Source organism: Ruminococcus flavefaciens (assembly GCF_900116855.1).
GTDB lineage: Bacteria > Bacillota > Clostridia > Oscillospirales > Ruminococcaceae > Ruminococcus > Ruminococcus flavefaciens_R.
This window is the reverse complement of record NZ_UETD01000004.1, coordinates 91,852-114,881: the sequence shown is the minus strand read 5'-3', so window position 1 is coordinate 114,881 and position 23,030 is coordinate 91,852. Positions and strand designations below refer to the sequence as shown.

Annotated in this window: 38 protein-coding genes and 1 tRNA gene; all 39 read right to left on the bottom strand. The window is 50.1% G+C overall.

The annotated features are described in order from the left end of the window. The coding region (locus DSZ37_RS04710) for a phage tail tape measure protein (protein WP_109725800.1) at nucleotides 1–3,410 on the bottom strand (3,410 nt) is incomplete at its 3' end. After that, complete coding sequence (locus DSZ37_RS04705) at nucleotides 3,400–3,933, bottom strand: hypothetical protein (RefSeq protein ID WP_109725799.1); 534 nt, start codon at nucleotides 3,931–3,933, stop codon at nucleotides 3,400–3,402. The genes DSZ37_RS04710 and DSZ37_RS04705, both read right to left, overlap by 11 nt. A 47-nt stretch (nucleotides 3,934–3,980) precedes the next feature. Beyond that, the gene (locus DSZ37_RS04700; protein ID WP_109725798.1) at nucleotides 3,981–4,187 is read right to left on the bottom strand and encodes a hypothetical protein; all 207 of its coding nucleotides are present in this window, start codon (nucleotides 4,185–4,187) and stop codon (nucleotides 3,981–3,983) included. A gap of 1 nt (nucleotide 4,188) precedes the next feature. After that, nucleotides 4,189–4,776 (bottom strand): hypothetical protein, encoded by a 588-nt coding sequence (locus DSZ37_RS04695; RefSeq protein WP_109725797.1) that lies wholly within the window; start codon nucleotides 4,774–4,776, stop codon nucleotides 4,189–4,191. Beyond that, nucleotides 4,769–5,110, bottom strand: coding sequence for a hypothetical protein (locus DSZ37_RS04690; RefSeq protein WP_109725796.1), 342 nt, complete (start codon nucleotides 5,108–5,110; stop codon nucleotides 4,769–4,771). Before DSZ37_RS04690 ends, DSZ37_RS04695 begins: the two co-directional genes overlap by 8 nt. After that, entirely contained in the window at nucleotides 5,110–5,514 is a 405-nt protein-coding gene (locus DSZ37_RS04685) for an HK97 gp10 family phage protein (protein ID WP_109725795.1), read from the bottom strand. Before DSZ37_RS04685 ends, DSZ37_RS04690 begins: the two co-directional genes overlap by 1 nt. Then, nucleotides 5,507–5,863: a phage head closure protein gene (locus DSZ37_RS04680; RefSeq protein ID WP_109725794.1), complete on the bottom strand. Its 357-nt coding sequence runs from the start codon at nucleotides 5,861–5,863 to the stop codon at nucleotides 5,507–5,509. Before DSZ37_RS04680 ends, DSZ37_RS04685 begins: the two co-directional genes overlap by 8 nt. Beyond that, nucleotides 5,853–6,137 carry a head-tail connector protein gene (locus tag DSZ37_RS04675; protein ID WP_109725793.1) on the bottom strand — a complete coding sequence of 95 codons (285 nt, stop codon included), beginning with the start codon at nucleotides 6,135–6,137 and terminating at the stop codon, nucleotides 5,853–5,855. Before DSZ37_RS04675 ends, DSZ37_RS04680 begins: the two co-directional genes overlap by 11 nt. Nucleotides 6,138–6,164: 27 nt before the next feature. After that, the gene (locus tag DSZ37_RS18205; RefSeq protein ID WP_109725792.1) at nucleotides 6,165–6,383 is read right to left on the bottom strand and encodes a Rho termination factor N-terminal domain-containing protein; all 219 of its coding nucleotides are present in this window, start codon (nucleotides 6,381–6,383) and stop codon (nucleotides 6,165–6,167) included. Continuing rightward, the gene (locus DSZ37_RS04665) at nucleotides 6,347–7,501 is read right to left on the bottom strand and encodes a phage major capsid protein (protein WP_109725791.1); all 1,155 of its coding nucleotides are present in this window, start codon (nucleotides 7,499–7,501) and stop codon (nucleotides 6,347–6,349) included. The genes DSZ37_RS18205 and DSZ37_RS04665 overlap by 37 nt, the downstream gene beginning before the upstream one ends. Before the next feature lie 19 nt (nucleotides 7,502–7,520). Beyond that, nucleotides 7,521–8,354, bottom strand: a complete 834-nt coding sequence (locus DSZ37_RS04660) for a head maturation protease, ClpP-related (RefSeq protein WP_109725790.1) — start codon at nucleotides 8,352–8,354, stop codon at nucleotides 7,521–7,523. Then, nucleotides 8,341–8,544 (bottom strand): hypothetical protein, encoded by a 204-nt coding sequence (locus DSZ37_RS04655; RefSeq protein WP_109725789.1) that lies wholly within the window; start codon nucleotides 8,542–8,544, stop codon nucleotides 8,341–8,343. Before DSZ37_RS04655 ends, DSZ37_RS04660 begins: the two co-directional genes overlap by 14 nt. Then, nucleotides 8,545–9,852, bottom strand: coding sequence for a phage portal protein (locus DSZ37_RS04650; protein WP_146198161.1), 1,308 nt, complete (start codon nucleotides 9,850–9,852; stop codon nucleotides 8,545–8,547). Next, nucleotides 9,839–11,569 carry a terminase large subunit gene (locus tag DSZ37_RS04645; protein ID WP_109725787.1) on the bottom strand — a complete coding sequence of 577 codons (1,731 nt, stop codon included), beginning with the start codon at nucleotides 11,567–11,569 and terminating at the stop codon, nucleotides 9,839–9,841. Before DSZ37_RS04645 ends, DSZ37_RS04650 begins: the two co-directional genes overlap by 14 nt. Continuing rightward, nucleotides 11,569–12,048 carry a phage terminase small subunit P27 family gene (locus DSZ37_RS04640; protein ID WP_109725786.1) on the bottom strand — a complete coding sequence of 160 codons (480 nt, stop codon included), beginning with the start codon at nucleotides 12,046–12,048 and terminating at the stop codon, nucleotides 11,569–11,571. The genes DSZ37_RS04645 and DSZ37_RS04640 overlap by 1 nt, the downstream gene beginning before the upstream one ends. Nucleotides 12,049–12,781: 733 nt before the next feature. Further along, nucleotides 12,782–12,857 (bottom strand) — tRNA-Met (locus DSZ37_RS04630). Nucleotides 12,858–13,048: 191 nt separating this feature from the next. Next, nucleotides 13,049–13,573, bottom strand: coding sequence for a hypothetical protein (locus tag DSZ37_RS04625; RefSeq protein WP_109725784.1), 525 nt, complete (start codon nucleotides 13,571–13,573; stop codon nucleotides 13,049–13,051). A 240-nt stretch (nucleotides 13,574–13,813) separates the two neighbouring features. Next, the gene (locus tag DSZ37_RS04620) at nucleotides 13,814–14,350 is read right to left on the bottom strand and encodes a hypothetical protein (RefSeq protein ID WP_146198160.1); all 537 of its coding nucleotides are present in this window, start codon (nucleotides 14,348–14,350) and stop codon (nucleotides 13,814–13,816) included. Beyond that, nucleotides 14,337–14,648, bottom strand: a complete 312-nt coding sequence (locus DSZ37_RS04615; protein WP_242978568.1) for a VRR-NUC domain-containing protein — start codon at nucleotides 14,646–14,648, stop codon at nucleotides 14,337–14,339. Before DSZ37_RS04615 ends, DSZ37_RS04620 begins: the two co-directional genes overlap by 14 nt. Then, nucleotides 14,648–15,481 (bottom strand): rolling circle replication-associated protein, encoded by an 834-nt coding sequence (locus DSZ37_RS04610; protein WP_146198159.1) that lies wholly within the window; start codon nucleotides 15,479–15,481, stop codon nucleotides 14,648–14,650. The genes DSZ37_RS04615 and DSZ37_RS04610 overlap by 1 nt, the downstream gene beginning before the upstream one ends. A 111-nt stretch (nucleotides 15,482–15,592) precedes the next feature. Continuing rightward, nucleotides 15,593–15,796 carry a hypothetical protein gene (locus tag DSZ37_RS04605; protein ID WP_109725780.1) on the bottom strand — a complete coding sequence of 68 codons (204 nt, stop codon included), beginning with the start codon at nucleotides 15,794–15,796 and terminating at the stop codon, nucleotides 15,593–15,595. After that, entirely contained in the window at nucleotides 15,793–15,957 is a 165-nt protein-coding gene (locus DSZ37_RS17625) for a hypothetical protein (RefSeq protein ID WP_181380241.1), read from the bottom strand. The genes DSZ37_RS04605 and DSZ37_RS17625 overlap by 4 nt, the downstream gene beginning before the upstream one ends. Further along, on the bottom strand, nucleotides 15,944–16,177 hold the full coding sequence (locus DSZ37_RS04600) for a hypothetical protein (protein WP_109725779.1): 234 nt from the start codon (nucleotides 16,175–16,177) through the stop codon (nucleotides 15,944–15,946). Before DSZ37_RS04600 ends, DSZ37_RS17625 begins: the two co-directional genes overlap by 14 nt. Further along, nucleotides 16,177–16,314, bottom strand: coding sequence for a hypothetical protein (locus DSZ37_RS17620; protein WP_181380240.1), 138 nt, complete (start codon nucleotides 16,312–16,314; stop codon nucleotides 16,177–16,179). Before DSZ37_RS17620 ends, DSZ37_RS04600 begins: the two co-directional genes overlap by 1 nt. Next, nucleotides 16,314–16,493 (bottom strand): hypothetical protein, encoded by a 180-nt coding sequence (locus DSZ37_RS04595; protein ID WP_109725778.1) that lies wholly within the window; start codon nucleotides 16,491–16,493, stop codon nucleotides 16,314–16,316. The genes DSZ37_RS17620 and DSZ37_RS04595 overlap by 1 nt, the downstream gene beginning before the upstream one ends. Before the next feature lie 11 nt (nucleotides 16,494–16,504). Beyond that, nucleotides 16,505–16,795: a hypothetical protein gene (locus DSZ37_RS04590; RefSeq protein ID WP_109725777.1), complete on the bottom strand. Its 291-nt coding sequence runs from the start codon at nucleotides 16,793–16,795 to the stop codon at nucleotides 16,505–16,507. Continuing rightward, nucleotides 16,785–17,249 (bottom strand): ASCH/PUA domain-containing protein, encoded by a 465-nt coding sequence (locus tag DSZ37_RS04585; RefSeq protein WP_109725776.1) that lies wholly within the window; start codon nucleotides 17,247–17,249, stop codon nucleotides 16,785–16,787. Before DSZ37_RS04585 ends, DSZ37_RS04590 begins: the two co-directional genes overlap by 11 nt. A 4-nt stretch (nucleotides 17,250–17,253) precedes the next feature. Beyond that, nucleotides 17,254–17,658: a hypothetical protein gene (locus DSZ37_RS04580; protein ID WP_109725775.1), complete on the bottom strand. Its 405-nt coding sequence runs from the start codon at nucleotides 17,656–17,658 to the stop codon at nucleotides 17,254–17,256. Further along, entirely contained in the window at nucleotides 17,648–17,926 is a 279-nt protein-coding gene (locus DSZ37_RS04575; RefSeq protein WP_109725774.1) for a hypothetical protein, read from the bottom strand. Before DSZ37_RS04575 ends, DSZ37_RS04580 begins: the two co-directional genes overlap by 11 nt. Next, nucleotides 17,919–18,275, bottom strand: coding sequence for a hypothetical protein (locus tag DSZ37_RS04570; RefSeq protein WP_109725773.1), 357 nt, complete (start codon nucleotides 18,273–18,275; stop codon nucleotides 17,919–17,921). Before DSZ37_RS04570 ends, DSZ37_RS04575 begins: the two co-directional genes overlap by 8 nt. Further along, nucleotides 18,268–18,666, bottom strand: a complete 399-nt coding sequence (locus DSZ37_RS04565) for a hypothetical protein (protein ID WP_109725772.1) — start codon at nucleotides 18,664–18,666, stop codon at nucleotides 18,268–18,270. The genes DSZ37_RS04570 and DSZ37_RS04565 overlap by 8 nt, the downstream gene beginning before the upstream one ends. Next, the gene (locus tag DSZ37_RS04560; RefSeq protein ID WP_109725771.1) at nucleotides 18,663–18,872 is read right to left on the bottom strand and encodes a hypothetical protein; all 210 of its coding nucleotides are present in this window, start codon (nucleotides 18,870–18,872) and stop codon (nucleotides 18,663–18,665) included. The genes DSZ37_RS04565 and DSZ37_RS04560 overlap by 4 nt, the downstream gene beginning before the upstream one ends. After that, a complete protein-coding gene (locus DSZ37_RS04555) occupies nucleotides 18,869–19,054 on the bottom strand; it encodes a hypothetical protein (protein ID WP_109725770.1) in 186 nt (61 codons plus the stop codon). Before DSZ37_RS04555 ends, DSZ37_RS04560 begins: the two co-directional genes overlap by 4 nt. Next, nucleotides 19,047–20,180, bottom strand: a complete 1,134-nt coding sequence (locus DSZ37_RS04550) for a hypothetical protein (RefSeq protein ID WP_109725769.1) — start codon at nucleotides 20,178–20,180, stop codon at nucleotides 19,047–19,049. Before DSZ37_RS04550 ends, DSZ37_RS04555 begins: the two co-directional genes overlap by 8 nt. A gap of 18 nt (nucleotides 20,181–20,198) precedes the next feature. Continuing rightward, nucleotides 20,199–21,818, bottom strand: coding sequence for a PcfJ domain-containing protein (locus DSZ37_RS04545; RefSeq protein WP_109725768.1), 1,620 nt, complete (start codon nucleotides 21,816–21,818; stop codon nucleotides 20,199–20,201). A gap of 12 nt (nucleotides 21,819–21,830) precedes the next feature. Beyond that, nucleotides 21,831–22,097 carry a hypothetical protein gene (locus tag DSZ37_RS04540; RefSeq protein WP_109725767.1) on the bottom strand — a complete coding sequence of 89 codons (267 nt, stop codon included), beginning with the start codon at nucleotides 22,095–22,097 and terminating at the stop codon, nucleotides 21,831–21,833. Between the two features lie 15 nt (nucleotides 22,098–22,112). Then, nucleotides 22,113–22,475, bottom strand: coding sequence for a hypothetical protein (locus DSZ37_RS04535; RefSeq protein WP_109725766.1), 363 nt, complete (start codon nucleotides 22,473–22,475; stop codon nucleotides 22,113–22,115). Between the two features lie 29 nt (nucleotides 22,476–22,504). Continuing rightward, the gene (locus tag DSZ37_RS04530) at nucleotides 22,505–22,777 is read right to left on the bottom strand and encodes a hypothetical protein (RefSeq protein WP_109725765.1); all 273 of its coding nucleotides are present in this window, start codon (nucleotides 22,775–22,777) and stop codon (nucleotides 22,505–22,507) included. Beyond that, nucleotides 22,768–23,022, bottom strand: a complete 255-nt coding sequence (locus DSZ37_RS04525; RefSeq protein WP_109725764.1) for a hypothetical protein — start codon at nucleotides 23,020–23,022, stop codon at nucleotides 22,768–22,770. Before DSZ37_RS04525 ends, DSZ37_RS04530 begins: the two co-directional genes overlap by 10 nt. Between the last annotated feature and the right edge of the window lie 8 nt (nucleotides 23,023–23,030).

The following is a 23,030-nucleotide window of genomic DNA, read 5'->3' as shown; positions in this document are numbered from 1 at the left end:
CGGCGCTCGGCTGTTGCCATGTCCTCAGCCATGCCGTATACGTCGTATTTGCCTCTCACCGTCGCGTAGACGGTGTTGTTGTAGTTGTTGATAGTGGTGCCGCTGCCTGCTCCGACGGGGGTGTTTGTTGCCGTGCGGCTCAGAGGGGTTATCTTGATACCGCCGTTCATCACCTGCAAGAGCTCGGGGCCTGCCTCTGCGACAATACCCTGCTGTCCTATGCCTATGGTGCCGCCTGTGGCGTGAAAGTCATAGCCCTGACTTTTCCAGTATTCATAATCCGCCTGACTGTTGATACTGTGCTCATTGATGAGGTCGTTGTTAGCATAAAGCATATCGTTGAGGTATGATTGATACCTTGACGAAAAATTGCTTCCGAAAACGTCGCCGAGCTCATATCCCTTTTCTGTCGCCCACTGAAGGAGTCCCTGAACGTCAAAGCCGCTGTCGAGCTGCGACTGATACTTTTTCGTGAACTCGTCTGTGAACAGCCCGCCGACGTTTTCACCGCTCGCAATACCCCAGAGAAGGAGTTCCGATATGTTATAGCCTTTGTCAAGCTGATCCTGAACTATCTTCGTGTAGTCTTCTTGAAAAACGTCTCCGACGTCGAGTCCTGCTTCCTTCGCCCACTTGGCAAGCTCAGTTATGTCGAAACCGTCATCGAGCATTTTCTGCACGTTCTCGCGGAAAGTCTCGTCAAAGGCTTCGTTTGCATCAAGGCCCGCAAGCCTTGCAGAGTTAACAACTTCGCCCATCTCCTGCATGATGGCGTCAGCTTCTTTCTGCCGCCAGTTCTTGGAGTAGAGCTCTATATCCGAGTATATCTTTTCGAGACTTGCCTTGTATGCCTCTTTCCTTTCGTCAAGGCTGCTCTTGGTATCTTCGAGGATTTCTTTGTTCGCGTTTTTCTCGGTGTAAAGGATATCCTTTACATCGTCGTACCTCTCCTCTGCAAAGGCTTTTTCTGCGTCATCAAGGCGGTGCATATAGTCGATAGTGCTGTCAAATGCCTGCTTCGCATTCTGCCGGAGGTCTCCAGCTTCGATCGTTGCCTGCTTAGCATTGAGATATGCCTGTGCAGCAGCGGCGACTTCGTCACTTCCCCACGCCTCGTCATTACTCTTGCCAAATGCTCGGGAAGCCTTATACTGCCTCAGATAGTCCTCAGCGGAGATATCGTCACCTGCAAGAGCCCGATACTGCTGCTCCGCGGTGCTCATTTCAGATCGCGCAGCTGAGTACTGACTATCGTACTTTTCGTAGTTCGCCTGAGCTTCTGCGTTCTGACGCATCATTGCCGAGTTCATCGCCATGTACTGATCGACAAGAGCCTGTGCCTTTTCCTTCTCGATCACCTTGTCAATCTCTGACGCAAGCGTCTTGTAGTTCTCAATCTGGTTGCCTGTCATAGTGTACTCGGTACCGAGAGCACTGTTGAGCTCACCGAGGATATACTCGGCTCGTTTCTTGTCAGCGTCCTTGACTCTGCCCGAGGCATCTGCGAGGCTGTCGAGCTCTTTCCAGAGGTCTTCGGTACGCTTGGACTCGTTCTCGATATCGCGGGCTCGATCGTTAAAGTCGTCCTTCATCTTTTTGATCTCTTCGCGGGCAGCGTCTGCGGCTTCCTGCTCCGCTCGGAACTGCTCAGCAACCTCGGCGGATATATCTGTCTCCTCTTTCTGAGCGACTACAAGAGCGCCGATTGCGACGGTAAGACCGACAATTGCTGCTGTGACTGCCACGGCGGGGTTTGCAAGCATAGAGCTGTTAAGGAGCTTCTGCGCTCCGTCGGCTGTCTTCATGGCCGTGGCGAGTCCTTTGACAGCTTCTGCACCCTTGAGTGCAGTGCTGGCTATCTTCCATGAGGCATAGGCAGCGCCTACTCCCTTGATAAGCGGGAGCATATCACTTACCGTCTTCTCAATTGCAGGCAAATTCTTGTTAAAAGATAAAAGCTTATTTTCAATATACGGCATTGCTTTTTCAGCGATAGGAACAATTGATTCAAGTGCAACACTTCCGATTTCAATCAGTGAGTTCCGCATTTGGTTTTGTGCCTTTTCCAGCTTATACTCTTTTGTTTCAAGTTTCTCGAAAGCTATATCAGTAGCACCGGCGCTACTTTCCATCTTTTTGAGAGTTTCATTGTATGCATCCGCTGACTCTCCAAGCAAGACAAGACCTGCTTTTGACGCTTCCGCGCTGCCCCATAAGTCGCCAAACGAAAGACTATTCTTGTCAGCATTATCCTTGATTATTGTAAGCACATCGGCAAGGGTATTGCCTTCGTCCATCAATTCCTTAAACGATTTTCCAGTCTCTTCTTTGAGAACGTTCGAGGTTTTTGTACCGCTCTTTCCGAGTTCGTTAAGCATACTATTGATGTATGTCGTTGTTTCACTTGTTGCAACACCGTTCGCCGTCATGATCGCGTATCCAGCTGCAATCTGCTCAAGGTTGACACTGTACGCATTTGCAGTCGGTATGACTTTACCCATGGCGCTTGAGAGCTGCCCGACAGAGGTTTTGCCGAGGTTTTGAGTTTGTATGAGCACATCCATGACCTTGGCTGTGTCGGACGCTTCCATGTGATAAGCATTTAAGATTGTCGTCAACAAATCAAGTGTATCACCAGTGTCGGCGAAACCTGCTCTTGCGAGTTTTGTAGCGTCGCCGACGAATTTAACGGCGTTCCCGGTTTGCTGACCTGCCGAAATAGCATCATATGTCGCATCAGCTATGACATTCGCCGCAATGCCTGTTTCATTCGATAGATCGATGATATCATCTTTCATCTTTTCGATGGGTACAGTATCATCAGCTATAGTACTAACTTTTGCGATTGACCCTTCAAATTCCAGTGCTTGTTCGGTCGCGTTTTTAAGCTCAGAAGCAAGTTTTTCAAGGCCGTCGGCAGCAAGCTTAGCAACTGCTCCCTTGAGGACCGTGAAGCCCTCGGCAGAGCTCTCCGCGGTATTCCCCATCTTATCGAGACTGCCTGAAGCTTTTCCGGCTTCTCCGCTCAGCTCCTCGACGTGCTTTCCTGCGTCCTCAGCCTCGGCGCCGAGCTTCTCTGTCTCAGCTCTGGCTCTTTCAAGTTCGCGCTCAAATGCACGATACTGATCTTCGCCGATGGACTTGTTGTCAAACTGCCTTTGAATTTCTTCCTGTGCGTCTTCGAGGAGCTTGAGCTTATCCTTAGAGCTTTCGAGTGTCTTGTTGAGCAGCTCCTGTTTCTGCTGCCAGAGTACGGCAGAGTCAGGTGCCTCCTTGAGGGCGCGATTGACTTCGGACATCTCGGCTTTCGCCTTGCGGCCTTTACTCTCGACGGATTTAAGCGCCTCTTCCAGCTTGACGGTATCACCCTCATACTGTATGGTGATGCCTTTGATTTTTTTACTCGCCATTCTTTCGCCTCCTTGCTATGGCGGGACTGCTGCCGAGCTTCTCACGGTCGGGCTCGGTCGCTGATATAGCCTTGGCGTGCTCCAGCTGGTCGATGCCTTCCGCGGTGCGGCTGTAGTTCCATATGATCGCATCACGGAAAAGCTTCCAGAAGTCTGTGATAGGCAGTTCCCAGACCTCCGGGAAGCTCATACGGGCATACTCTGCTACTGCCTTGATGTGTGTCGTGGTGCAGTCATACGGGAGTACAGTCTGTGCAGTTGACTGCACAGGCGGGGCTTTGTATGCAGGCGTTTCCTTGATCTGAGCAAGCCAGGCGCCGAGCCTGACTTCGAGTGCAATTATATCCAGTGCCGAGAGCTTGTCTCGCACTGTTATCCCCTCGATATTCCGCGAGAGGTATTTCTCGGCGGCGTCGATTTTCTCATAGCTGTTTATCGGGCTGAAAAGCCCGTCGCACTCTCTGACGGTAGGTATTCCTATAGTCAGGAGCTGCTTCCCCAATCTGAACTGAAAAGCCTGCATTTTTTCCTCCATTTATGAAAAAAAGGCGAGCCGAAGCTCGCCTTATACTATGACTCAGCTTCGGTCTGAGTCTCTTTATCTTCTTTCTGCTCCTCTCTGATGAGAGGCACTCCACGGCAATTCTTATTGGTGGAGAGCTCTTCGAGACGCTCTGCCGTGGGCTTGAGCCCTCTGCGCGGATAAGCGTCGCCCGGAAAATACTTGCGACGATTATCCTGCTTGTCCTCGAAGTACTCAAGTACCTCGTACCTCATATCATGCTCCTGCGTCGATATTGTCCTCGTCGATTATGAGCAGATGGCCGTCGCTGAATGGCTCTGCCTGAATTCTCGGGGTGATCGTTGTGGGCTGACCGGGACGATATGATGCTGCGAAGCCGTTGATATTCTTACCGATCATCGTGTAGCGTACATCACCCTTGACCTTGTCCTTGTGTACCGCACGGAAAAGATATGTCTTTCCGTTAGCGTTGGCAACTCCGCCGATGAGGGTGCGGCGCTTTGCTGTTGCTCCTGTTCCTGAGACCGTTGCCGATGCTGTCTCAATGAGCTTCGAGATTGTATCACCGTTCCAAGTGATCATTCCGTAGCTCATATATCCGTTATCGTCGGTCATCTCATTGCGCGACGCTTTGCCGTCATCGCTCTTGACCGAGAAGTAGTTGGTCTGATACTCGAACTCTGCGCCTTCCTTGGTGCGTCCGATAAGGTTAGCGTCTACCTCAAGGGTAGCATCTTCAGGAATATCCGATATTGCTGTACCGGTCCACTCTGTGACATATACATCCACCGAACCAAGAGCGATACGGTCTTTTTCCTGTCTGTATGTAGTGGTATTAGACATTGCTATTTTCCTCCTCTATGTACTGTATTGTGCGGAACGAGAATACTGTAAGCAGCATTTCCTCGTCCTCGAGTGCTGTGTCACCTTCCTTGCCAATCTCTACCTCGCGGAAGAGATTTTCCAGACGGCGCTCCAGCTGAGGCTCTTTGTCCTCAGTGTAAAGCTCTATCGTGATTTCGACATCGCGATAAAGGTTGTAGTTGTCGGCACCTGTTATTTCGGTGTCGGACTCATAGTATACAATGAACGGCAGCTTCTGAGCTTTCTTAAAGCGCAGATATGCTACCGGTAAGCCAAGCGACAAGAGTCTGTCGCGGATCTCTTTCAGTTCCATTACAGCCCCTCCATCAGCTTGTCAAGTTCTTTTTCGGCGTGCTCATTGACTATCGAGATATGCGGTATAGGGTCGGCGTTTCCGACCACTCTTTTAGTGCCATTTCTGACAACGTGGCCATTCTCGAGCAGATGCGTGAGACCGCCTTTCGCATTATAGATCGTCACTCTTGTGACGCCGCGTTCTTTCTCGATGATACATTTCCACTTCTTGCGGTAGTCACCTTTTTTCAGCTTCTTGCTGCTCCCCTTATAGACGGGAGAGAGACGCTTGAGCTCCTCGACCGCATTATTAGCGATATTGACGAGCCCGCTTTCCATCTCTTCCACGACCTCCTCGGTCATGGTTCTGGTTGCCTCGGCGAGAGCCTTGGCGAACTCGTCGGGGGTAATGATCTCATTCATTATCTTCCTCCCTCCGAGCCTTGATGATAAGCAAGGAGTCGGCTTCGGCGAGATTGTCGATGCTTACTATGTTGTAGTAGTGTCCTCTGTACTTGATGCGGTAGCTATCCGTTGTCATGTCTTCAAGCTTGCTGCAATAGCGGATTTTGAAGTCCTTGACTGCCTTATCACGGGGCTCCTTGGCAGTGTAGCTCTCCTTGTCGGAGTCACCCGTCACTGCGGCCCAGCATGAGTGATAGTCAGTCCAGCCGGGAAGCTGATTTCCGATCGTGTCGAATTGCTCCTCCGAGCTTGCCTGCTGTATCGTGATACGCTTATTCAGGCGCCCTACATCTGTTTCAAGCTTCATCGTCGGTCATCTCCTGCTCCGCTTGCAGCTGCGCTATGATTGATCTTATTGTGTACTGTGCTTTAACGCCTGCTTTCTCTACGGAGTAGCTGCGTTTCTCGTAGAGCTCTGTGATAATTACGAGGGCGAGGAGCCTTACCCTCGCGTCCTCGTAATTGCAAGAGCCGACTGCTGCGTTGATGTAGTCGGTAGCGACATCTGCCATCAGCTCGATGATATTATCGTCGTCGTCAAAGTCGACCTTTAAAAACTGCTTTATAAGTGATAGCTCCATGAGGTCCTCCTTTCCGACGAGTAGAGCTTATTTCTGCGCCGCGAGTATCTCGGCGATGATGTCAGCCTTCTTGGTTGCTGTAAGTGTGATTTCCAGTTCTTCAGCGAGAGCTCTGAGCTGATCTACTGTCAGGGCTTCGAGCTCTTCCTGCGACAGCTCGCCGTCGCTGTTGGTATCAGCGGCGGCAAGGGTCTCAGAACTCTCGCTCGTTATTCCCCCAGTGCGAGCTTGCCGAAGCAGTAGCACTTGTCGGAGGCGTCAGGCTGAGTAACATCCACCCACTCGATGAGGCGGCAGATTGTTGTGTTGCTCATGAAGCCTGCTTCCTTTGAGGATGCGAATGAGATATTGTCGAGGTCGACGAACTGTACACCTTCCTCGATATTACCGTAGTAAATGGGGGCGACATTGTTAGTTGAGTCGCTTGGAAGCATAGCATTTGAGTATACTTCTACGGGATATCCCATAAAGAGCCTTTTCGTGGGCTGTGTGGGGTCAGGCTGAAGCACAGACCTGCCGTTATGATCAAGTGCCTTATCAAGTGCGTTGAAGCCGTCCTGATTTGTTATGATTTTTGTATTGTAAAGCGCATCAGGGTCGAGATCCACGTTTATGGACTCTTTAAGAGCTTCCCAGCCACTGAGTGTCTTCGCGGTCTTATTTGCTTCGAGCTTAGCCTTCGCCATAGCATTCTCCGTGATAACTGCTTTCTTAGCAAATCTCTTTACGATGTAGTTGATGAGATCATTATCTGTGAGTGAGAGCAGCGTGTTTGATATCTTGATGAATGCGCCTTTTTCTTTGAGCGACCAGCTCACGGGGGTGAATGCAGGATCAGTCACATATGTGCCGTCAGTACCGTCTGTAAAATCGATAAGGCCTTCAGTTTCATCATTGTCTGAAGGATAGCTACCTGTGAGTGCTGTTGTCTTCAGATAGCCACATACCTCTCTGAGGCTTCTGAACTGGCGGAGCTTCTCCTTGATCTTGGTGCGAATATCCTGAGGAAGGATATAACCCTCACCGTGCTCGCCGTTAGGATATGTTACCGATGGAAGGAGCAGAGCATCTTCTGCTTCTGTAAGCTTTGTTCCCGAGAGCTTCTTAAGAGCTGCGCGGATAAAGGAAGCGTTTTCCTTTGTCTTAGTAGCGTCCTTAGTGCCTTCGGTTGCCTGAGATGCCTGAGGCACCTCGATACTCGCTGAGAGCTTATCAAGAGCCTTCTGCTTTTCGATCTTGTCAGCAAGTTCCTGTGCCTGCTTCTGCATCTTGTCGGCGTTCTCAAGATCGTCCTTGTCGAGATAGTCCTGAGCTGTGTTGATGATTACTGCAAGCTTGGCCTGCATCTCTTCGATTTTCGACATAGTCGTTTTCCTTCTTTCTTTATGTTTTATTTGAGAGCTTCAGGACATCGAGTGACATCTGTAGCTTTCTCTTGCGTTTGTTGATATCCTCACCTTCCTGAGGGATAGGAGGTTCGGTCTGCTTAGTGCTCTCGCTGATTTTCAGGAGAGCTTCGGGAGTGTTCATATACCGCTTGTAGCTGTCTGATACACAGGCAGCGACAGGCTCTGCGTCAAGGAGTTCGATTGCAAAGTATTCTGCCGCCTGCTCCGCGGTCAGCCACGTCTCGCGGTCTATCATGCTCTTGATCTTGTCCTCGGTTGTACCGTTAACAGCGTGGGCCTTGTAGACGTTGATAATGGACTGTTCGGCTGTATTGAGTGCCTCGATCGCCTTCTTGAAGTCGTTAGCATTGCCCCAGCATCCGCTCCACGGCTTGTGGAGCATGAGCTGAGCGTACTTAGGAGCTACGACCTTGTCGCAAGCAAACGGGATTATTCCCGCGATGCTCGCGGCGATACCGTCGATGTGTGCGATCTTCTCGCCGGGGTATCTCGCCAGTATGCTGTATATAGCCAGACCTCCGAAGACGTCACCGCCTCCGCTGTTTACGTAGACGTTCAGCTTCTTATGGCCGTTGCCCTCGGCAGTGAGTTCAGCGAGAAAATCGACGACATCCTGAGGAGCTTTGTCCTCCTTGAAGTACTTGCTGATCCATGTAGCTGAGCAGATGTCACCGTAGAAGCGGAGCTCTGCGCTCTCATCGTCTGCACTGTCATAGATCATATAGCCACAGTCCTTGACTGCACCTGTCTTGTCTTTCTGAGTAAACTGGTACTTTTTCGTTTTTCTCACCTCCTTATAGTGGCACATAGTCTACGGCTTTGGTGTTCTTCAACTCGACGCTGAAAACATGGTCGAAGTTATATATTCCGATCCAAGCACCCTTCTGTTTGACGATAACAGCTTTGCCGTCGTAAGCGTAGTCGTCCCATTCCCCTTCTTTATAGGCAATGGTCTCACCGCTTTTGAAGGTGATCTCTATTCTGTCAGCATATTCCATTTACTTGTTACCTCCTTTATCATACTGTGAGCCGAGCATATCAAGCGGAATAGCTGCGCCGTTGCCGATGATAAGCTTATCGGTACCCGGTATAAATGGCAGATTTTCACGTTTTCGGGCCTCTGCAATCTGCAAGAAGCCGCCCGTGATGCCTGTCTGGTATGCCTTGTAGCGAGCCTCGATGTCAGCTCTGAGATAAACGTCGGCATTCGCCTGAATAAACTTTGTCTCCTGATCCTCGGAACTGAGGAGCTTGAACGTCGCCTCCTGCTCGTAAGCAGTGAGAACGTTCTGCATCGTGTCGCTGTAGAATGCTCTGTTCTGCTGCTCGATGTTGCTATATGTACTCTTTTCCATGTCATTGAGCTGGAAGCTCTTGACACCGAAGGCGTTCGCGATGTGTCGAGTAGTGAGCCCGTTGAGCTCGAAGAACTGTGAGTTCACAAGCTTGGTCTCAAGCTGCTGCACACCGAAGTCTGCCGGTATCGGGATCACGGTACCGGCGTTCTGAGCGCCTGCAAGGTTAGCAAACTTTTTCTTTATCTGGGCCGAGTGGACTTTGTCAAGGTCTCCCGTATAGGTTACGATGATAGGGTCCTGCAAGCCGTGACTGTACTTCTCATTCACGACCTGCTGTGCGTATTTCTCCTGACTGAGAACATCGACAAGATACTTTTGTATCGAGTTACCTTTGATGCCGTCAGTCGAGAAGTACTTGTGATGCACTATCCTGTCGGACGTGTATATCACCTGCCGCGAGCTCCGCGGGTCAGTGTACAGGTAGTACACCGAGTTCGGCGAGCTGAGTATGCCCGCATTATCGACTATGATCTCTACATAGTTGCTATCGAGGAGATATACCTCCTCGATCTTGCCGCGTCGGAAGCTGTATACCCAGAACGTATTTCCTGTGCTCAGCCTCTGGAATTCTGACGCCCAGAAAAAGTCGTGGGCCGTCATGAACCTGTTCGGCCGAAGCTTCAGGAGCTTGTTGAGGTAGTGATCCGACTCCTTGGCACCGTCGCCGTCTCTCTCGTATACCTTGAAGGGAACCTTCGCGAGGGCATTGCATCGGATCAGCATACAAGCGTAGTATGTCGCAGCGTTGAGGTTGTTCTTTGCCAGAGCGCTTGAAAAGCCCTGCTTGTCGAAGAATTCATTCAGCTGCTGGATCGTCACGACGCCCGCGGGCTGTTCCTGCTCCGTGTCGGTAGTCGTTCCCTCTGCTGCCTGCTCCGTGGTGGTCTCCACTTCGTCGGCTATCTTTTTTCTGCGCTTGAACAGCGACATCTTATCACCAGCTTTCACTTTCCAGCCACTTGTCCACGTCTACGGGAGCAGTGACGAATACATGATATAAGGCGAGCTTGAATGCGCAGAGAGTAGCGTCTACCGGGTCCACTCGGCGCTTCGTTGCGTCCTTGTCTATCTTGATTAGGCCGTTATTCTTACGGACAACGGCGTTTCCTATCGCATAATTCAACAATGGGTTGTTGATAAATACCACGTTCTGACTGTACACCTGTTCGCGGAAGCCTGCGGTGCTCTCGTTGAGAGACTTATGCGACTGATATACTTCTACGACATCGTAGCCTTCGTCGCTGAGCTCAAGCATAAGCTTGCTCGCGTTGGCGGGGTCGAAGCACAAAGACTGTATCACGAGACCCTGAGAACTACAGAAGCCGCGAACGTAATTCATGACGGCGTTTTGATCGACAATCTCGGTGTTCGTCACCGTCAGCCAGCCGTTGCGCTCCCATGCGTCATAAGGCATCTTGTCAACGCGGCATCTCTCCATGAGCTTCTCGCGGTTCGGAATGAACGAGTGCGAGAACAGGATATACTTGACGATGCCGTCTGCGTCCTTGTAGGGAATGATGAAGCTCACCGAAGTGAGGTCTATCTTCGCAGACATATCGAAGCCCACATATACGGGAAGTCCTCTGATATCGACGGGAAGCTCGCTGACCTTGCAGCGGTTCCACTTCGCCATGTCCATATAACCGTTATTACGCGCCTGCACCCAGACGTTCAGCACCTTGGTGAGGAAGGATATGAGCTTTTCGGGAACTTCCTTCGCGATGACGTAATCATCATGCATGAGCTTGCGGCCTGCCGCATACGATGCGCGGACCGGGTTCGCCATTTCTACAAGCTTGTCGTATGTCTCATCGCTCAGCTCTATGTCTGTGTCTGCCTCGAAGATATCTATGAGATACTCGTCGTTGACGATATCGGGCTTGTCGGGGTCCAGTACGTCGCTGCAATACATATACTCCTGCTGATAGCAGGGACAGTTGAGGTCCTTGCCTGCTGTTGTAATGATAAGCAGCAGCGGCTCCTTGGTATTGGAGCCGAGCCCAAGGTCGTAGAACTCTGTTGTCGCGTGCTGGTGATACTCGTCAAGGATCAGAAAAGCGGGGTTTGTACCGTCGCCATTCTGTCCATCCTGCTTACTGAGAGCGACGATAAAGGAGCCTGTCTTCCGATGCACGACTCTATTTGCCGTGCAGTTAAATTTTCGCGCAAGCGGGCTCCTCTTGAGCATCAGCTTGCACTCGTCAACTATGATCTTGGACTGTTCTCTCTTGGTACCTGCACAGTAGCCCTCATAGTGTTCTCCGTTTCTGGTGCTTCCGCAGGACATCTCATAGAGGGCGACACCGCCGAGCTCCTGAGACTTAGCATTCTTCCTGGCTACCTCCTTGAAGTACTTGGTAAACCTCCGGAGGTCGTCAGATTTCCTCCGCCAGCCGTAGAGCTGGCAGAGAGTAAAGCGCTGCGGGGTAATGAGCTCGATGCTCTTACCGGCGAGGACTCCCTTCGAGTGGCGGAGGTAATGGAACCACTTGACGATAGCCCTCGCCTGCTCCTCGTCCCAGTAGTACGGATAGTTGCTATCAGTATCAAGCTTTTCAATGTCTGCCAGGAAGCGCTGGCAGGCCCATCGGTGCTTCCGGCAGCTTACCCGTCTGCCGTCGATGCACTCTGCCGCGTATCGCTCAAGCTCCTGCCTGATCGTCATCAGATATCGCCGAACTCCGAGGTAATGTCTGCCTCTATCTCCGGCAGCTTCGCCGCTGCAAACTTCAAGCGGCTGTCAATTGATAGGCCGCACTGCCTACCGAACTCACGCATCTCTTTCGCGTGCTTGATCTGTATCTGTATAGCAGGATTAGCTTGATACGGCGACTTGGGATTTTTCGGGGACTCTATGAGCAGCCCCTTTTCTTTGATTTCCTCCTCAGCTTGGAGGTACTTGTCCCAGGCGTTGCAGTAAGCCGCCAGATTGTTGGCGTCAAGATCGCCGAGCATATCCATCTCCGCCATACTCTCGATCAGTCGGCGATACTCCTTGCGGGCTCTCTTGCTGAGCCAGGTCGGAGCCTTGAGGATATACTTCTTAGGCGTGCGGACAAGGTCCTGCTCCGCTTCAAGTCTTGCTCTTCGCTCCTTGGTGAGATCACCCTTCTGTTCGGAGAGCGGCAAGCGGGTTCTTCCCATTCTCTCCTCACTTTCTGCTGTGCAGTTGACTGCACAGGCTTAGAAAAATTTTTTATTTACAATTTTGCAAAAAGAAAACTACCGCAGCGGTTCATTTTGAGAAGGTCGAAAGTTTTCAACATACCCCCCGGGGTAGCGAGTGCCTCCCGGGCAAGTTCGGAAAATGTTTTCAACGCCTCGACAGTCTCCTGATATTCCGCCTCATATAGGCGATGGACGGCTCTGTGGTGAGCCTCGGTAAGATATATCAGATTACTTTGCTGTAATCGCAGTCGGTAGTCGTTTATCAGCGGTACAATGTGATGTACCGTAAATCCATATTCGATTTTTTTCTCACAGATAAGACTTATCAAATCCAGCCCGAAACAAGAAGAAATGCACTTGTTTCTTGCTTTTTCCCAGTCTGCTGTGAGGTAGAATTTTTTTATCTCGGCATTATAAGCTCCGAGAGGATTGACTCTGTCTCGCTTGTAGCAGCTGCAAGCCTCTCCGACTTGGAGCTTCCTGCCACAACGTGAGCATATCTTTGATAGCATAGCTTTGTGTGCATATCAGCCCGAGCTGCAACTCGGGCTCTCTGCCTCTGAAAAAATCTTTGAAAAGGTGGTGCTTTCGCACTGGTGCAAGCTGAGAGTGCCGACCTCTCCACGCAGGTGTCCACCCTGCGTTGGTACCGCCGCCTGCATAGCCGCCGAAGCGGCTGTTGATAAGGTTACCGGGCTTACTGCTGCCCTGGTTGCAGAGGCCGGACTCGGACCGGCGACCTCAAGGTTATGAGCCTCGCGAGCTACCACTGCTCCACTCTGCCAGATGCGGGCGCTGCTGCGTCCGCAAAGGGGATGATAAATTCCGATAAGGAGCGAAAGTAGGCGGAGGCTGCCGAGCGTCTCCGCATACCGTAAAGGAAACGCCCGGTAAGGTAGCCCTACGATGGATCCGCCTGCCTTTCTTAGTTTTAGAGTACATCATTTCAGAACTACTTTCAAGGGTGGAAAAGGGCTTAAAAGGGGCATTGCAAAAAATATTTCGGGAATGTTCCTGCAAAAAGCTTCAACGCCTTCTCGTGAAGCCTTGTCCTTACCCACTTAGCGTCTTTGACTCCGATAGCTTCTGCGACCATTTCCCACGTCTTTCCGCGAACGTAGTACTCTGTGAGAAGACAGCTCAGGCGATTGTCTCCTATCTGCTGTATCTCGTCTCTGATCCTGAGTCTCAGCTCCTTGTAGCGTGCGATGTCAGCACTTATCCTTGCGCTGAGTTCCTCTGCATACTCGGTATCTTCCTCAGCTTCTGCGTCGTGGAGCTCCCCTTCAAGGGACTTGATGCGCAGACTGATGTCCTTGATCTGCATGAGGTAGTCTTCGGGTGTCATATACTTGGTCTCCTTTCCTGTTACTCTTTTTCGGACGTGTTCATAAAAATCACAGTGTCTTTCGTCGCCGTCACAGTTGCAGATATCACGCTCGGGAGTGCCATAGCATACTCCTTCACCGTGTTCGATGTGCCAGCACTTACAGATCTGCATTGTCCCCGCCTCCTATCGTGATGATCTCACAAGGGTGATGCCTGCTATACTTGCAGCGTGCGCACTTGCCACGGGCACGATTGATCTCGACGGCACGGTTCCGAGCCTCAAAGAACTCTTTCTCGGTCCTGTGGAAGGAGCAGAGCTGTCAAGAGCGGGTGCCTGTGCATTGTTCATTCAGTATGCTGCACTTGTTCAACTTCCCGGGTGTCAGAAAGTAGCAGGTCTCCTTTTCGTCGTTCACGCTTCCTCACCTGCCTGACGCTTGGTGAGCTCGTATACTCGGTATAGTGTCTCAATAAATACGCGATCATCAACTACTATTGGCATCACGAGACCTGCGAGGCACATACCCTCGTTGACTCCTATCACTCCATCACGGAGTGGCTCCTCGCGATACCAGAATGACAGCAGACCGATATCATCGAAGGGCTTGAGATACTTAGCCTGTATGAAGAATATCTTACCTCCGCCGACAAGCGGTATAAGTTCCTTGCCGCTCCAGCATATGATGATCTTCAGCCTGTCGAGCTGATACATTCCGTCGATGTTATCCTCCTCGCTGTACTTCATCGCCTCATATTCTTCATACTTGTACTTGTCCCAAGCGTCGTCACTCACGCCGAGCAGTTCCTGCATAGCTGCCTCGTTCAGCTGCGGAAGGTTGTAGATCGGATAGAGACTACTGGAGTCTCCTACCCACTGAGCAGCTCGCCCCTGCCTGATCTGCACGGACTTGTGCTGCTTCATGAGCGAGAATAGTTTACTTAGCTTCATTGCTTTCTCCTTTCGGTATTGTCGGAGGGAGCTTCAGATAATCCTCGATGAGGTTCTTTGCTTCCTCCCAGTCATAGGCTACGGCTGTCAGGTGCCCCGCAGCTCGCAGGGCCCGCAGCCAGTTCTTCTGGTTCTCGGTTGGACGGTTCGGCTTGACTTTCATCTCGATATACAAGCCAATGTATCCGCCGTGTGCTGTCGGAAGGCAGACATCAGGAACGCCGGGCTTGAGTCCCTGCGCTTTCAGCCGTCCTCCTGTTGCCTTGCTTCGCTTGCCTTCATTCGGGATATGATACATCAGCGAGAGCTCTGGGTATTGTCCTTCGGCGAAGGTCGCCCAGCGGAAGAGGAAAGTCTGCTCGTTTTCTTCTTTCTGTTGCACCATGCAGCTCCTTTCTTGTAGTAGCGGGCGTAGATGTATACGCCGCCGTTGGTATCGTTGTATACCACCTGAGCCTGAGAGAGATGATAGCCCTCGTAGAGCTTCTCGAACTCGGCACGGTTCTCCGTGTCCTTGGCAAGCTCGACGATCTTCCGCTTGCTGAAGCGGTTGTCTCTCTGCTTCGGTGGAGGATCTATCAGGTTCCGAGATCGTGTATACTTTTTCTTACCTGTGAACTCACGAGCCTGCTTGAGCATATAGCGAGTGAGGGATGCTATCCCGTTCTCGTCGAAGATCAGGATATCGGTTCCAACAATGCCGAGTCCCCAGAGCTGTACAAGATCAAAGACTGATATATCTCCGCTCATGATCAGGTGATGATGATATCTGCCTGATCGGGAGCTCTTCTCGGTGACTGCTATGTACTTCAGCTCAGAGAGTCCGTTCCGCTCTCTGTATCTCTTCACCCTGCGCAGGAAGTTCCTCAACTCACGAGCTGCCTCTTCATCAGTCTGAGGGAGATGCTCTTTCGAGTAAGTGAGCTCGACTTTCAGATCGTGATCTGTGAAGTTGGCATTCGCTATCCTGATCAGCTTGCTCTCCGCATAGATATCATTGAGCTTCTGCTGAGTCTCCGAGGTAGGCTTTGCCTTCTTTCTCCTGCAAGGTGCCTTTGTATACACGGGGTATATATTTACCTCCATGTAGTCACCACATTCGTAACGAGTCTCTCGATACCAACTTCTCATTTTCCTCCGCTCCTCTCGGTGGTCGTAAATATAAGATAGATTACAAGCTCGTATTCCCGAGCTTCACGGGACTGCTTTTATCACTATATAATAGTATAGGTATGCGGCTGCTCAGCTGGCAGCCGCTTTCCTTGATCTCTTAGCAGCGTGCTCAAGGCTCGCCTGCTTCATGTTCCAGTAGCCACGAGCTGAGTCCTCAGTCATGTACGGAGTGCTGACCTCTGAGCCGCACTTCTCACACTTCACCGTCACTCTCAGCTCGGCGTCACGCTGGTATTTGACTTTCCTGCCTCCGCAGTAAAAGCAGTTCTTCACTTTCTCACCTCCTCGTCGTGCTCGTCTGTCTCCTGGCGGGAGCGCTCCCACTCCTCATCTGAGACGTAGCCCTTGTTATCCGCACAGTAGGCTATGAGGAGCGCTACTGCGATGCTTGCAATTGCCATAAGTAAACCGACTATCAGCTCAACTTTCGTCATCGTCTCCGCCTCCTATCCATTCATTCCACGCAATAGCAGCCTGCTCAGCGGTTTCAAACTCACCACTGATACACTCAGGATCAAATGTACCCGCTACATCGAGCTTGACTCCGAATGCCATGCTACACTCGGGACAGTGTACTATCCAGCCGCCGTTGACAGTCTGGTGCCGCTCGACAAGGCTTCCGCAGCGGCAGCGTTTCATTTTTGTTGGCTTCATCAGTATTCTCCTTTCAGGATCATTTCCTTCGCAAGGGCTTCCATGCGGCACTCTGTGCCACGATCACAGTTGCAGCACAACCATGCGTATGTACAGCCTGTGTGAATTATCCAGAATAGATCACTTGCTGTCTTCATCAGTATTCTCCTTTCAGGATCATGTCTCGGGATATCTTGAACATAGTGCAGCATACGAGAGAAGCGATCTCCTGCTTTTCGTCCTCACAGCACGCGCGAAAAAGTTCATAAGTGCAGGGGAGCTGAGAGCAAGCCAGTCCTTCAGATGCTATTTGGATCAAATCCCATGGTTCTGTCATGATTTCCTCCTTTACGTGTCCTCAGGTTTTGACTCGGCAAACACATACTGACCCTCTTGGGTTTGGTAAGTCGTTCCATCCTCGAAGTGAATAGTAATAACGTGCTTATCGTGGAACACTACATCTGTTTCGATATACTCTATATCCTCTGTGGGGTAGTACTTACCTGCGACTACGATGTATCTGTGCGAGTGAATATCGCTGTCAGCTACAGATCCACTCCAACAGCTTTCAACGAATATTCCTATGAGCACTATCAGAATGACTAATCCGATACTAAGTGGAGTTTCCTCATGTCTCATGCTCAACTCCTCCTAACTCTTTTCCACAGTAAGGGCAGAATTTAAAGCTTTCTCCTGCGTCAATCTCAAATGCGCCGTTCACTTGACATAAATCTGTTGCAAATGCCCCTTTGCATTTCGGGCATACATAAAAATCTGTCGTTCCTTCACCTGTTATGACGAGTTCGTGATATTCCCACTTGCTTTTTTCCGATATATTCTCAACCACAAGCTGCTGAGCTACCTTGATGCTGAGTATGCAATATCCTTCTTTGCAATAATCAGGGTGCCGGAGAACATAGGTCACTTCAGCTTTTATTGTGCGGCCAGTCAGCACCCCGCAGTTGATTTCATGGAGACAAAGAATATCTCCCACTTCAAAAGGACGGTCATCCTTACGGACTTCAAAGGTCTTGGTGCCATTGGCTACCGCAACGAAGTACTCAGGGAGTATTTTCAGCTCGTGCTGTGTCATGTCATCACTCCCCTTCAAGAAGCTTCTTGGCATCTTCCTCAAATATGTCAACCCAGCCGCAGGTAGTTCCGAAGTATGCTCTGACACACTGTAGGAACTCCTGAAGCAGCTTCACCTTGGCTTCGAGTTCCTGTGTGTGTGTATCTTCCGAGAGCTTCTTTTTCAGTTCCGTGATATACGCCTTGATCTCAGGCTCTGTATACCATTTGTCACCTATGAACATAATCTTGCCTCCTTCGTTCAGCCATGCGGACAAGCAGTCATAGCAGGATGACATTTTCTCGCATCTTGAGCGCTTCTCCACGTCTTTGCAGTCTGAGAGCACCTGATAGAGGCACTCGTCTATTCCTTTTGAGATTTTCGATAGCAGGTCTATCAATGACATCTTACTGATATTATCACGGTTCATGGTCGGCTCCTTTCGCACAGTAGAAATCGGGAGTGACAGCTGCGAATTGCAGTGTCTGGTGCTCGATATATGCCATAGGGCAGTCGTGCCGATTGAGATATATGCAGTCTTTACAGCGTACCACAGGCTGTACGTCTGCGGCTTGCATTTCTTCAATGAATATGCTTATTGCAAAGCATATCCTTGCCATATCAGGGTCAAAAAATGGGTCTTCCTTACACTCATTAAGGTGTTTGAGTACTGCTTCTCTGCTTATATACTCACTCATTTGTATCACCGTCCTTTGGTGGTTCGGGTAAAGGCTGCCACCATTTTACTTCGTTAATGCTCCGATAAAAGTTGCTTCCTATAAAACAACCTGCATTGTAAAACGCTTCTCGTACATCTCCGTCAACGACAGCTAACACTTGTTGCATATCTTTCGGCTTGCTTTCTTCAATGCTTGTCCACCTATCAACAGGCTGTACGTCTGCGGCAGGCATATTAGCCACAACATCACTTATTCTACAAGCTGTTGCGTACACAACATTCTCATAGCGTTCATCTGCATAATGGCAAACTTTATCATTATGCATTATAAGATTTAAAACTTCATTTTTGCTTATATAATCACTCATTTTTATCACCGTCCTTTATCATTCTTGCACCAAAAGAACAGAAGCCATCATCACTCATTGAGTATTTTGTGAATTTACACTCATACTTGATATATGGCTTTTCGCCACTTTCTTCATAATGTCGTTCTTTTCGATGCTTGCAGTCTTTGCACCGTACAACTCTGACGTACTTTCTCAGCGGCAGAGGGTTCAGGCGGTTCCAGTCCGCCTTTACCTCGTCGCCGTAAGGGAAGGACGCGGTGCTCTTACCGCAGGAACTGCATACGGCTTTATAAGTGCGAGACGGTATCAGACCGTACTCGCGCAGCATCTTAGCTCCTAATTCCGTAGGTTCGCCGTCTACAATCTCGGCAGTTCCGCCGCAGGAGCATTTCCTGAGCTTCATTTTCATTTCGCCCGCCTCCTCTTGAGACGTACTCCGAACTTTTCGTAGTATTCCTGAGCTTCTGCATCGTGCTTCATTCCCATGTATGTGCCATAGCTAACACCGAGGGAGTTCGCTGCGGCAATGTCACGGCAGAAGTCCAGCGTCTGACCGGGGATTTTCTTTACTTCGCACTTAGAGCGCTTGCGAGGGGCGACTTCGTAATCATTCATTTCTCGCCCTCCTTGTTCCAAGCTTCGATAGCTCCTTCCGGAGTATCTGCACTCTTTCCCTGCTTGCCGCATATCAGACACGATACATGATATACCGTTCGCAAGCTGATGCTATCAAAATGATGCGTGGGTCCTACGAATGTATTTCCGCACTTGCACGGCTTGGGTATCGGCTCATTCATCGTCATCTTCCTCCCCGTCGTCATCGTCATAGTCCGCGTTGCTGCTGCTTGTTATCGGCTTCATGCTGTTGATGTCAACAACTCCGCGAGACGTCAGAGGCTGCTTCGGTATATCTACGGGAAGCTCTATCTTCTTGATACTCTCCTCGCAGACGTGCAGTATTTCGAGAGCTTTTTTGAAATACTGCTTGCGCTCCTTTTCGGTCTCGGTATCGTTGATAAATTCCACAAGTCCGAGCATATCGCGGTAGACTGTACTGAGCAGCACTTTGAAATTACTCTTATCTGCATTCTCGGGCGGCTTCTCGACTGCTTTCTGGAGCTCTGCCACCTTGGCTTCAAGTGCTTCCTTCTCCTGCTCCGCTTTCCGTATTCTTTCATTAGCAACCTTCTGGAATTTTTCAATTTCTGCCTTCGCCGCTTTTTCTGCTTCAAGTTCCGCATTATCCTTGACTTTCTTAGCTTCAATTCGAGCACTTTCAGCAGATTTTTTATAAAGCTCCGCTTCTGCTGCCGTTGCCGAGAGTTCTTTTTTTGCTTCTTTCAGGGCTGCCTCTGCCTCAGCAAGCTGCTTGACTGTTTTAGGGTCGGGAACTTCTTTGACTTGTGTTGCTACTTCAACATCTTTCGGGGATTTTTCGAGATCATCAATCTTTTTTTCAAGATTTGATTTTTCCTCCTGAAGGAGGGAGAGCTGCTCGCCCTGCCGCTTGTACTTGTCGAGGAGCTCTTCAAGCTCCCTTGTGGTGATCTTGGCGACATCCTCGGACTCCATGACCTCAGCACGGTCCTCAGGGTTAGCGGTAGCAAGGAGTGCAAGCTTCGTGATGCCGAGTTGTGCATTTGACTGCACAAACTCCTTTCCAAGCTTTTCAAATACTGATATGTACTGATAGGCCTGACGGCGTTTCAGATCGAACTCTTTCTCTGCGTAGTCCTCAAAGGACTCATATCCGAGCTCGGTGTATAGGTTATCTATTTTCATTGTGCGGAGATCCTCACCGATAGCGCAGACCGCGTTGACTGCGGTTCTGCCGTTGGCTCTGATGCGCTCCGTGATCTGTATTGCTCTTGCAGCGGCGGGGAGAGTGCTCTCCCCTGCTCCTGCTGTGATGATCTGGTCCATAGTTTCCTCCTTATCTTATTAGGCAGCAACCTTTGCTTTCTGCTGCTGCCTTTTCTTCCTCTTGGCTTTTTCTGCCGCTTTCTTTCGGTCAATCTTTACTTCCTTGAGGTATTCTTCGTAGCGGCGCTCGAATTCGATGATCTCTTCCGGCTTCGGGTTGCCGGCATTGTTGTTACGATACCCTCTGCACTGCACTATCTGGAGATCGTTTGACACTTCCATTGTGTAGTACGGTGTTCCGGGATGCCCTACTGTCCGCAGAAACAGTATAGCCAGCTTCCCTGCTGCGTGTCGGTCTGCATATCCGCCGACACAGTGAGAGAGCTTCTCACCTTCTGCGACTATTTCTTCCGTATCATACGGCAGCCTCAGGATAAGACCAAGCTCCATATCCGTGACTTCAAGATCACGGCGGTGTGCATCGGACTCCGCAAGCTGTATAGCAGCCTTCTCGCTGCGTATGGTACGAAGCATTTCTGTTGTTCTGTCATGAGCTGCAAACATATCCTTCGGCATTGTTACTACATCGGTACTCATATCTCGCCCGAGCTCGATGCACTGCTCGATATAGTCCTTGTAGAGAGTGATAAAGAAGTATGTTCCTTGTGAGTTCTGCTTTCTCAGAGCATAGTCCATGATCTTCTTGCGAGCAATACCTGTCATATCTTCGACTTCTCGAATATACTCTGTCGAGCTGCGGAAGTTCTCGAAGTATTTCAAGGTTTCAGCTGTATTTCTGCCCTTGAAAAAGTCACGCCTGAACTTGATATAGCTGTCGTAGTATCTGCCTTGCTCCTTAGCAAGGAACTTTATCTCCTGTCTGTCCAGACGCAGCATTTTTTTGAGATCGTTGCTGCGCCAGTTGTACCGCGTTGTGACAAGCTTTCCGTACTCAGGGACACGGGCCTCGACATAGTTCCTCGCAAGATACTCGAAGCCACCGTGCAGGAGGTATTCGAGCTGAGGATGCTGCGCATAGCAGCAGAGCCATGTGATATAGATATAGTCGTAGTGCTCGCCTTTGAAAAGGTATTTCAGGAAGCTGTGATCGACGGCTTCCTGATTGATGAGCGTGTAGTTCCTGTCGGCATATCCAAAGCCACCGATATTGAAGTTAGGCTCGGTGCAGTCCGTCTTCTTTCTTTTCCATTCATATTTTCTCTTGTTCCATACAGCCTTGTACTGTATAGCTTGTCCGGGCCTTAATTCATATTGAGTGACTGTATACCATCCTATCTCGGGTTCCATTTCAGAGGTATCTCCCGAAAAACGCTGGTATGCTTTGATACATTTGATCCGCATGAGATCTCCTGCGCCCTCGAAGATGGCAAAGTTCCCTGTCACATAATAGCTCTGCCGCCCTCTGTTCATCTGTCTGAACTCAACAGGGTGCCCACAGTTGGCACAATAGCCGAGTTCCTTATGCTTGTACTCCGAGGGCTTGCGGATCCCGTCCTCATAGCGTTCGTGGCAGGCTGTGCAGTAGCAGTCCGTGACCTTCCCTTTCTCACCGTCTATGAATTCTCCGAAGCTCCCGCAGGTAGGAGTGTGATGTCCTCTGCGGTAGAACACGAACTTCGGAAAGAAGTCTTCTATTTCCTCTCGGTAGTCTTCTGTGCTGATAAATGAGTTGTCCACACTCTCGCCTCCTCACTTACTGGCTCCTGTCAGCCTTTTCATAGCATCGAAGCTGTAAACCTTGACACAGTCACCCTTCGGCTCATAGTCGCCATTGAGATTATAGTTATCGTACCAGCCCTCTGGTGCGTTTGTGTCGATCATAAAGAAGTATCTGTCTTCTCCGTGATACTCGTTTATTGCCTGCGCTATTTCCTCAATTGTAAGTGAGCCTCGCTTTTTCTCTACCCAGTAGCCGTCGTCTGAATAGTCGAATTCTACAGTTATTCCTCTTTTCATTTTTTTGCTCCAATCTTAAAAATCGAGGAGATCGTCGAGGGATATGCTCAGCGTGTCCTTCTTGTTCTCTGTCATGGTGATGGGCTTCACAGCACCGTTGTCGCCGCTGAGGTCAATAGTCATTTTAAAACTCACCGTCGCGGTCGAGAAGTAAAACTTCACGGCGCGGCGGTATGCTTCGATGTCGGACAGGCAGCTTCCACAGCCGTTCACTACCTCCTTGAGGCACTCCTGGAAGGTCTTTCCGCTCTGCTCGATAGCCTGCTCGAACTCGGGCTCCTGATCGCAGAAGCTTTCAAGGGCTTCCCTTACGGCTGACGCGATAGCCTGTTCCTTCCGTCCTTCGATTTTCTCACCGAAATATTTCTCTCTATCCATAGTTTTCTCCTTATCGGTTTTCTGTGCAGTCAACTGCACAAGTACTCTTTTCGGGCTGTCAGCTCGTCCAGTTCGTGATGATATATCACAAGTCTGGCTATTGCATAGCCCTTATCGTATGCATCTGTGATCGGATCACAACTCTTTGCGATACTTTCCCAGACTCTGATGTTCGTTTTGATCTCCTTCCGTGCCGCACGGTATGCGCTCCCCTTCCGAATGTGCTCGGCAAGGAACTCTATCGGCACTCCTATGATAGCGATAAATGCTATCGCTATCAGGATATATGCTATCAGTCGCATTGTTCTACCTCTTTTTCTTTCTTTTTCTGTAAAGCCTTGAAGATCATCGTCTCAAAGGTGAGCCTCTGAGTATCTGACAGGATCTTCTCTCCGAGCTTTTTCTTATATCGCTCGTAGAGCGGCAAGATCTGCGGGTGATTGACGTTCAGCTTGTAGCCGTAGCTGTTCGGCTTGGCATAAATTGTATCGTTCGGAGTAATGCCTCCGAGCTTCAAGGCGGTGTCGAAATCTATTTTCTTGCCCATACCGCCCT

Bases quoted from the DNA above. Each gene is read 5' to 3' on its own strand.
- DSZ37_RS04585 (WP_109725776.1), bottom strand. From the start codon at position 17,249: ATGACACAGCACGAGCTGAAAATACTCCCTGAGTACTTCGTTGCGGTA.
- DSZ37_RS04565 (WP_109725772.1), bottom strand. From the start codon at position 18,666: ATGAAAATGAAGCTCAGGAAATGCTCCTGCGGCGGAACTGCCGAGATT.
- DSZ37_RS04540 (WP_109725767.1), bottom strand. From the start codon at position 22,097: ATGAAAAGAGGAATAACTGTAGAATTCGACTATTCAGACGACGGCTAC.
- DSZ37_RS04695 (WP_109725797.1), bottom strand. From the start codon at position 4,776: ATGTCTAATACCACTACATACAGACAGGAAAAAGACCGTATCGCTCTT.
- DSZ37_RS04680 (WP_109725794.1), bottom strand. From the start codon at position 5,863: ATGAAGCTTGAAACAGATGTAGGGCGCCTGAATAAGCGTATCACGATA.
- DSZ37_RS04610 (WP_146198159.1), bottom strand. From the start codon at position 15,481: ATGAGAAGTTGGTATCGAGAGACTCGTTACGAATGTGGTGACTACATG.
- DSZ37_RS04530 (WP_109725765.1), bottom strand. From the start codon at position 22,777: ATGCGACTGATAGCATATATCCTGATAGCGATAGCATTTATCGCTATC.
- DSZ37_RS17620 (WP_181380240.1), bottom strand. From the start codon at position 16,314: ATGAAGACAGCAAGTGATCTATTCTGGATAATTCACACAGGCTGTACA.
- DSZ37_RS04570 (WP_109725773.1), bottom strand. From the start codon at position 18,275: ATGAGTGATTATATAAGCAAAAATGAAGTTTTAAATCTTATAATGCAT.
- DSZ37_RS04640 (WP_109725786.1), bottom strand. From the start codon at position 12,048: ATGGGAAGAACCCGCTTGCCGCTCTCCGAACAGAAGGGTGATCTCACC.
- DSZ37_RS04675 (WP_109725793.1), bottom strand. From the start codon at position 6,137: ATGGAGCTATCACTTATAAAGCAGTTTTTAAAGGTCGACTTTGACGAC.
- DSZ37_RS04655 (WP_109725789.1), bottom strand. From the start codon at position 8,544: ATGGAATATGCTGACAGAATAGAGATCACCTTCAAAAGCGGTGAGACC.
- DSZ37_RS04685 (WP_109725795.1), bottom strand. From the start codon at position 5,514: ATGAATGAGATCATTACCCCCGACGAGTTCGCCAAGGCTCTCGCCGAG.
- DSZ37_RS17625 (WP_181380241.1), bottom strand. From the start codon at position 15,957: ATGACGAAAGTTGAGCTGATAGTCGGTTTACTTATGGCAATTGCAAGC.
- DSZ37_RS04705 (WP_109725799.1), bottom strand. From the start codon at position 3,933: ATGCAGGCTTTTCAGTTCAGATTGGGGAAGCAGCTCCTGACTATAGGA.
- DSZ37_RS04595 (WP_109725778.1), bottom strand. From the start codon at position 16,493: ATGACAGAACCATGGGATTTGATCCAAATAGCATCTGAAGGACTGGCT.
- DSZ37_RS04550 (WP_109725769.1), bottom strand. From the start codon at position 20,180: ATGGACCAGATCATCACAGCAGGAGCAGGGGAGAGCACTCTCCCCGCC.
- DSZ37_RS04625 (WP_109725784.1), bottom strand. From the start codon at position 13,573: ATGCAGATCTGTAAGTGCTGGCACATCGAACACGGTGAAGGAGTATGC.
- DSZ37_RS04645 (WP_109725787.1), bottom strand. From the start codon at position 11,569: ATGACGATCAGGCAGGAGCTTGAGCGATACGCGGCAGAGTGCATCGAC.
- DSZ37_RS04700 (WP_109725798.1), bottom strand. From the start codon at position 4,187: ATGAGGTACGAGGTACTTGAGTACTTCGAGGACAAGCAGGATAATCGT.
- DSZ37_RS04575 (WP_109725774.1), bottom strand. From the start codon at position 17,926: ATGAGTGAGTATATAAGCAGAGAAGCAGTACTCAAACACCTTAATGAG.
- DSZ37_RS04555 (WP_109725770.1), bottom strand. From the start codon at position 19,054: ATGAATGAGCCGATACCCAAGCCGTGCAAGTGCGGAAATACATTCGTA.
- DSZ37_RS04600 (WP_109725779.1), bottom strand. From the start codon at position 16,177: ATGAAGCCAACAAAAATGAAACGCTGCCGCTGCGGAAGCCTTGTCGAG.
- DSZ37_RS04525 (WP_109725764.1), bottom strand. From the start codon at position 23,022: ATGGGCAAGAAAATAGATTTCGACACCGCCTTGAAGCTCGGAGGCATT.
- DSZ37_RS04590 (WP_109725777.1), bottom strand. From the start codon at position 16,795: ATGAGACATGAGGAAACTCCACTTAGTATCGGATTAGTCATTCTGATA.
- DSZ37_RS04690 (WP_109725796.1), bottom strand. From the start codon at position 5,110: ATGGAACTGAAAGAGATCCGCGACAGACTCTTGTCGCTTGGCTTACCG.
- DSZ37_RS04535 (WP_109725766.1), bottom strand. From the start codon at position 22,475: ATGGATAGAGAGAAATATTTCGGTGAGAAAATCGAAGGACGGAAGGAA.
- DSZ37_RS04620 (WP_146198160.1), bottom strand. From the start codon at position 14,350: ATGAAGCTAAGTAAACTATTCTCGCTCATGAAGCAGCACAAGTCCGTG.
- DSZ37_RS04580 (WP_109725775.1), bottom strand. From the start codon at position 17,658: ATGAACCGTGATAATATCAGTAAGATGTCATTGATAGACCTGCTATCG.
- DSZ37_RS04665 (WP_109725791.1), bottom strand. From the start codon at position 7,501: ATGTCGAAAATCGAAGAGATGCAGGCCAAGCTTGCAGTAATCATCAAC.
- DSZ37_RS04615 (WP_242978568.1), bottom strand. From the start codon at position 14,648: ATGTATCATATCCCGAATGAAGGCAAGCGAAGCAAGGCAACAGGAGGA.
- DSZ37_RS04660 (WP_109725790.1), bottom strand. From the start codon at position 8,354: ATGTGCCACTATAAGGAGGTGAGAAAAACGAAAAAGTACCAGTTTACT.
- DSZ37_RS04560 (WP_109725771.1), bottom strand. From the start codon at position 18,872: ATGAATGATTACGAAGTCGCCCCTCGCAAGCGCTCTAAGTGCGAAGTA.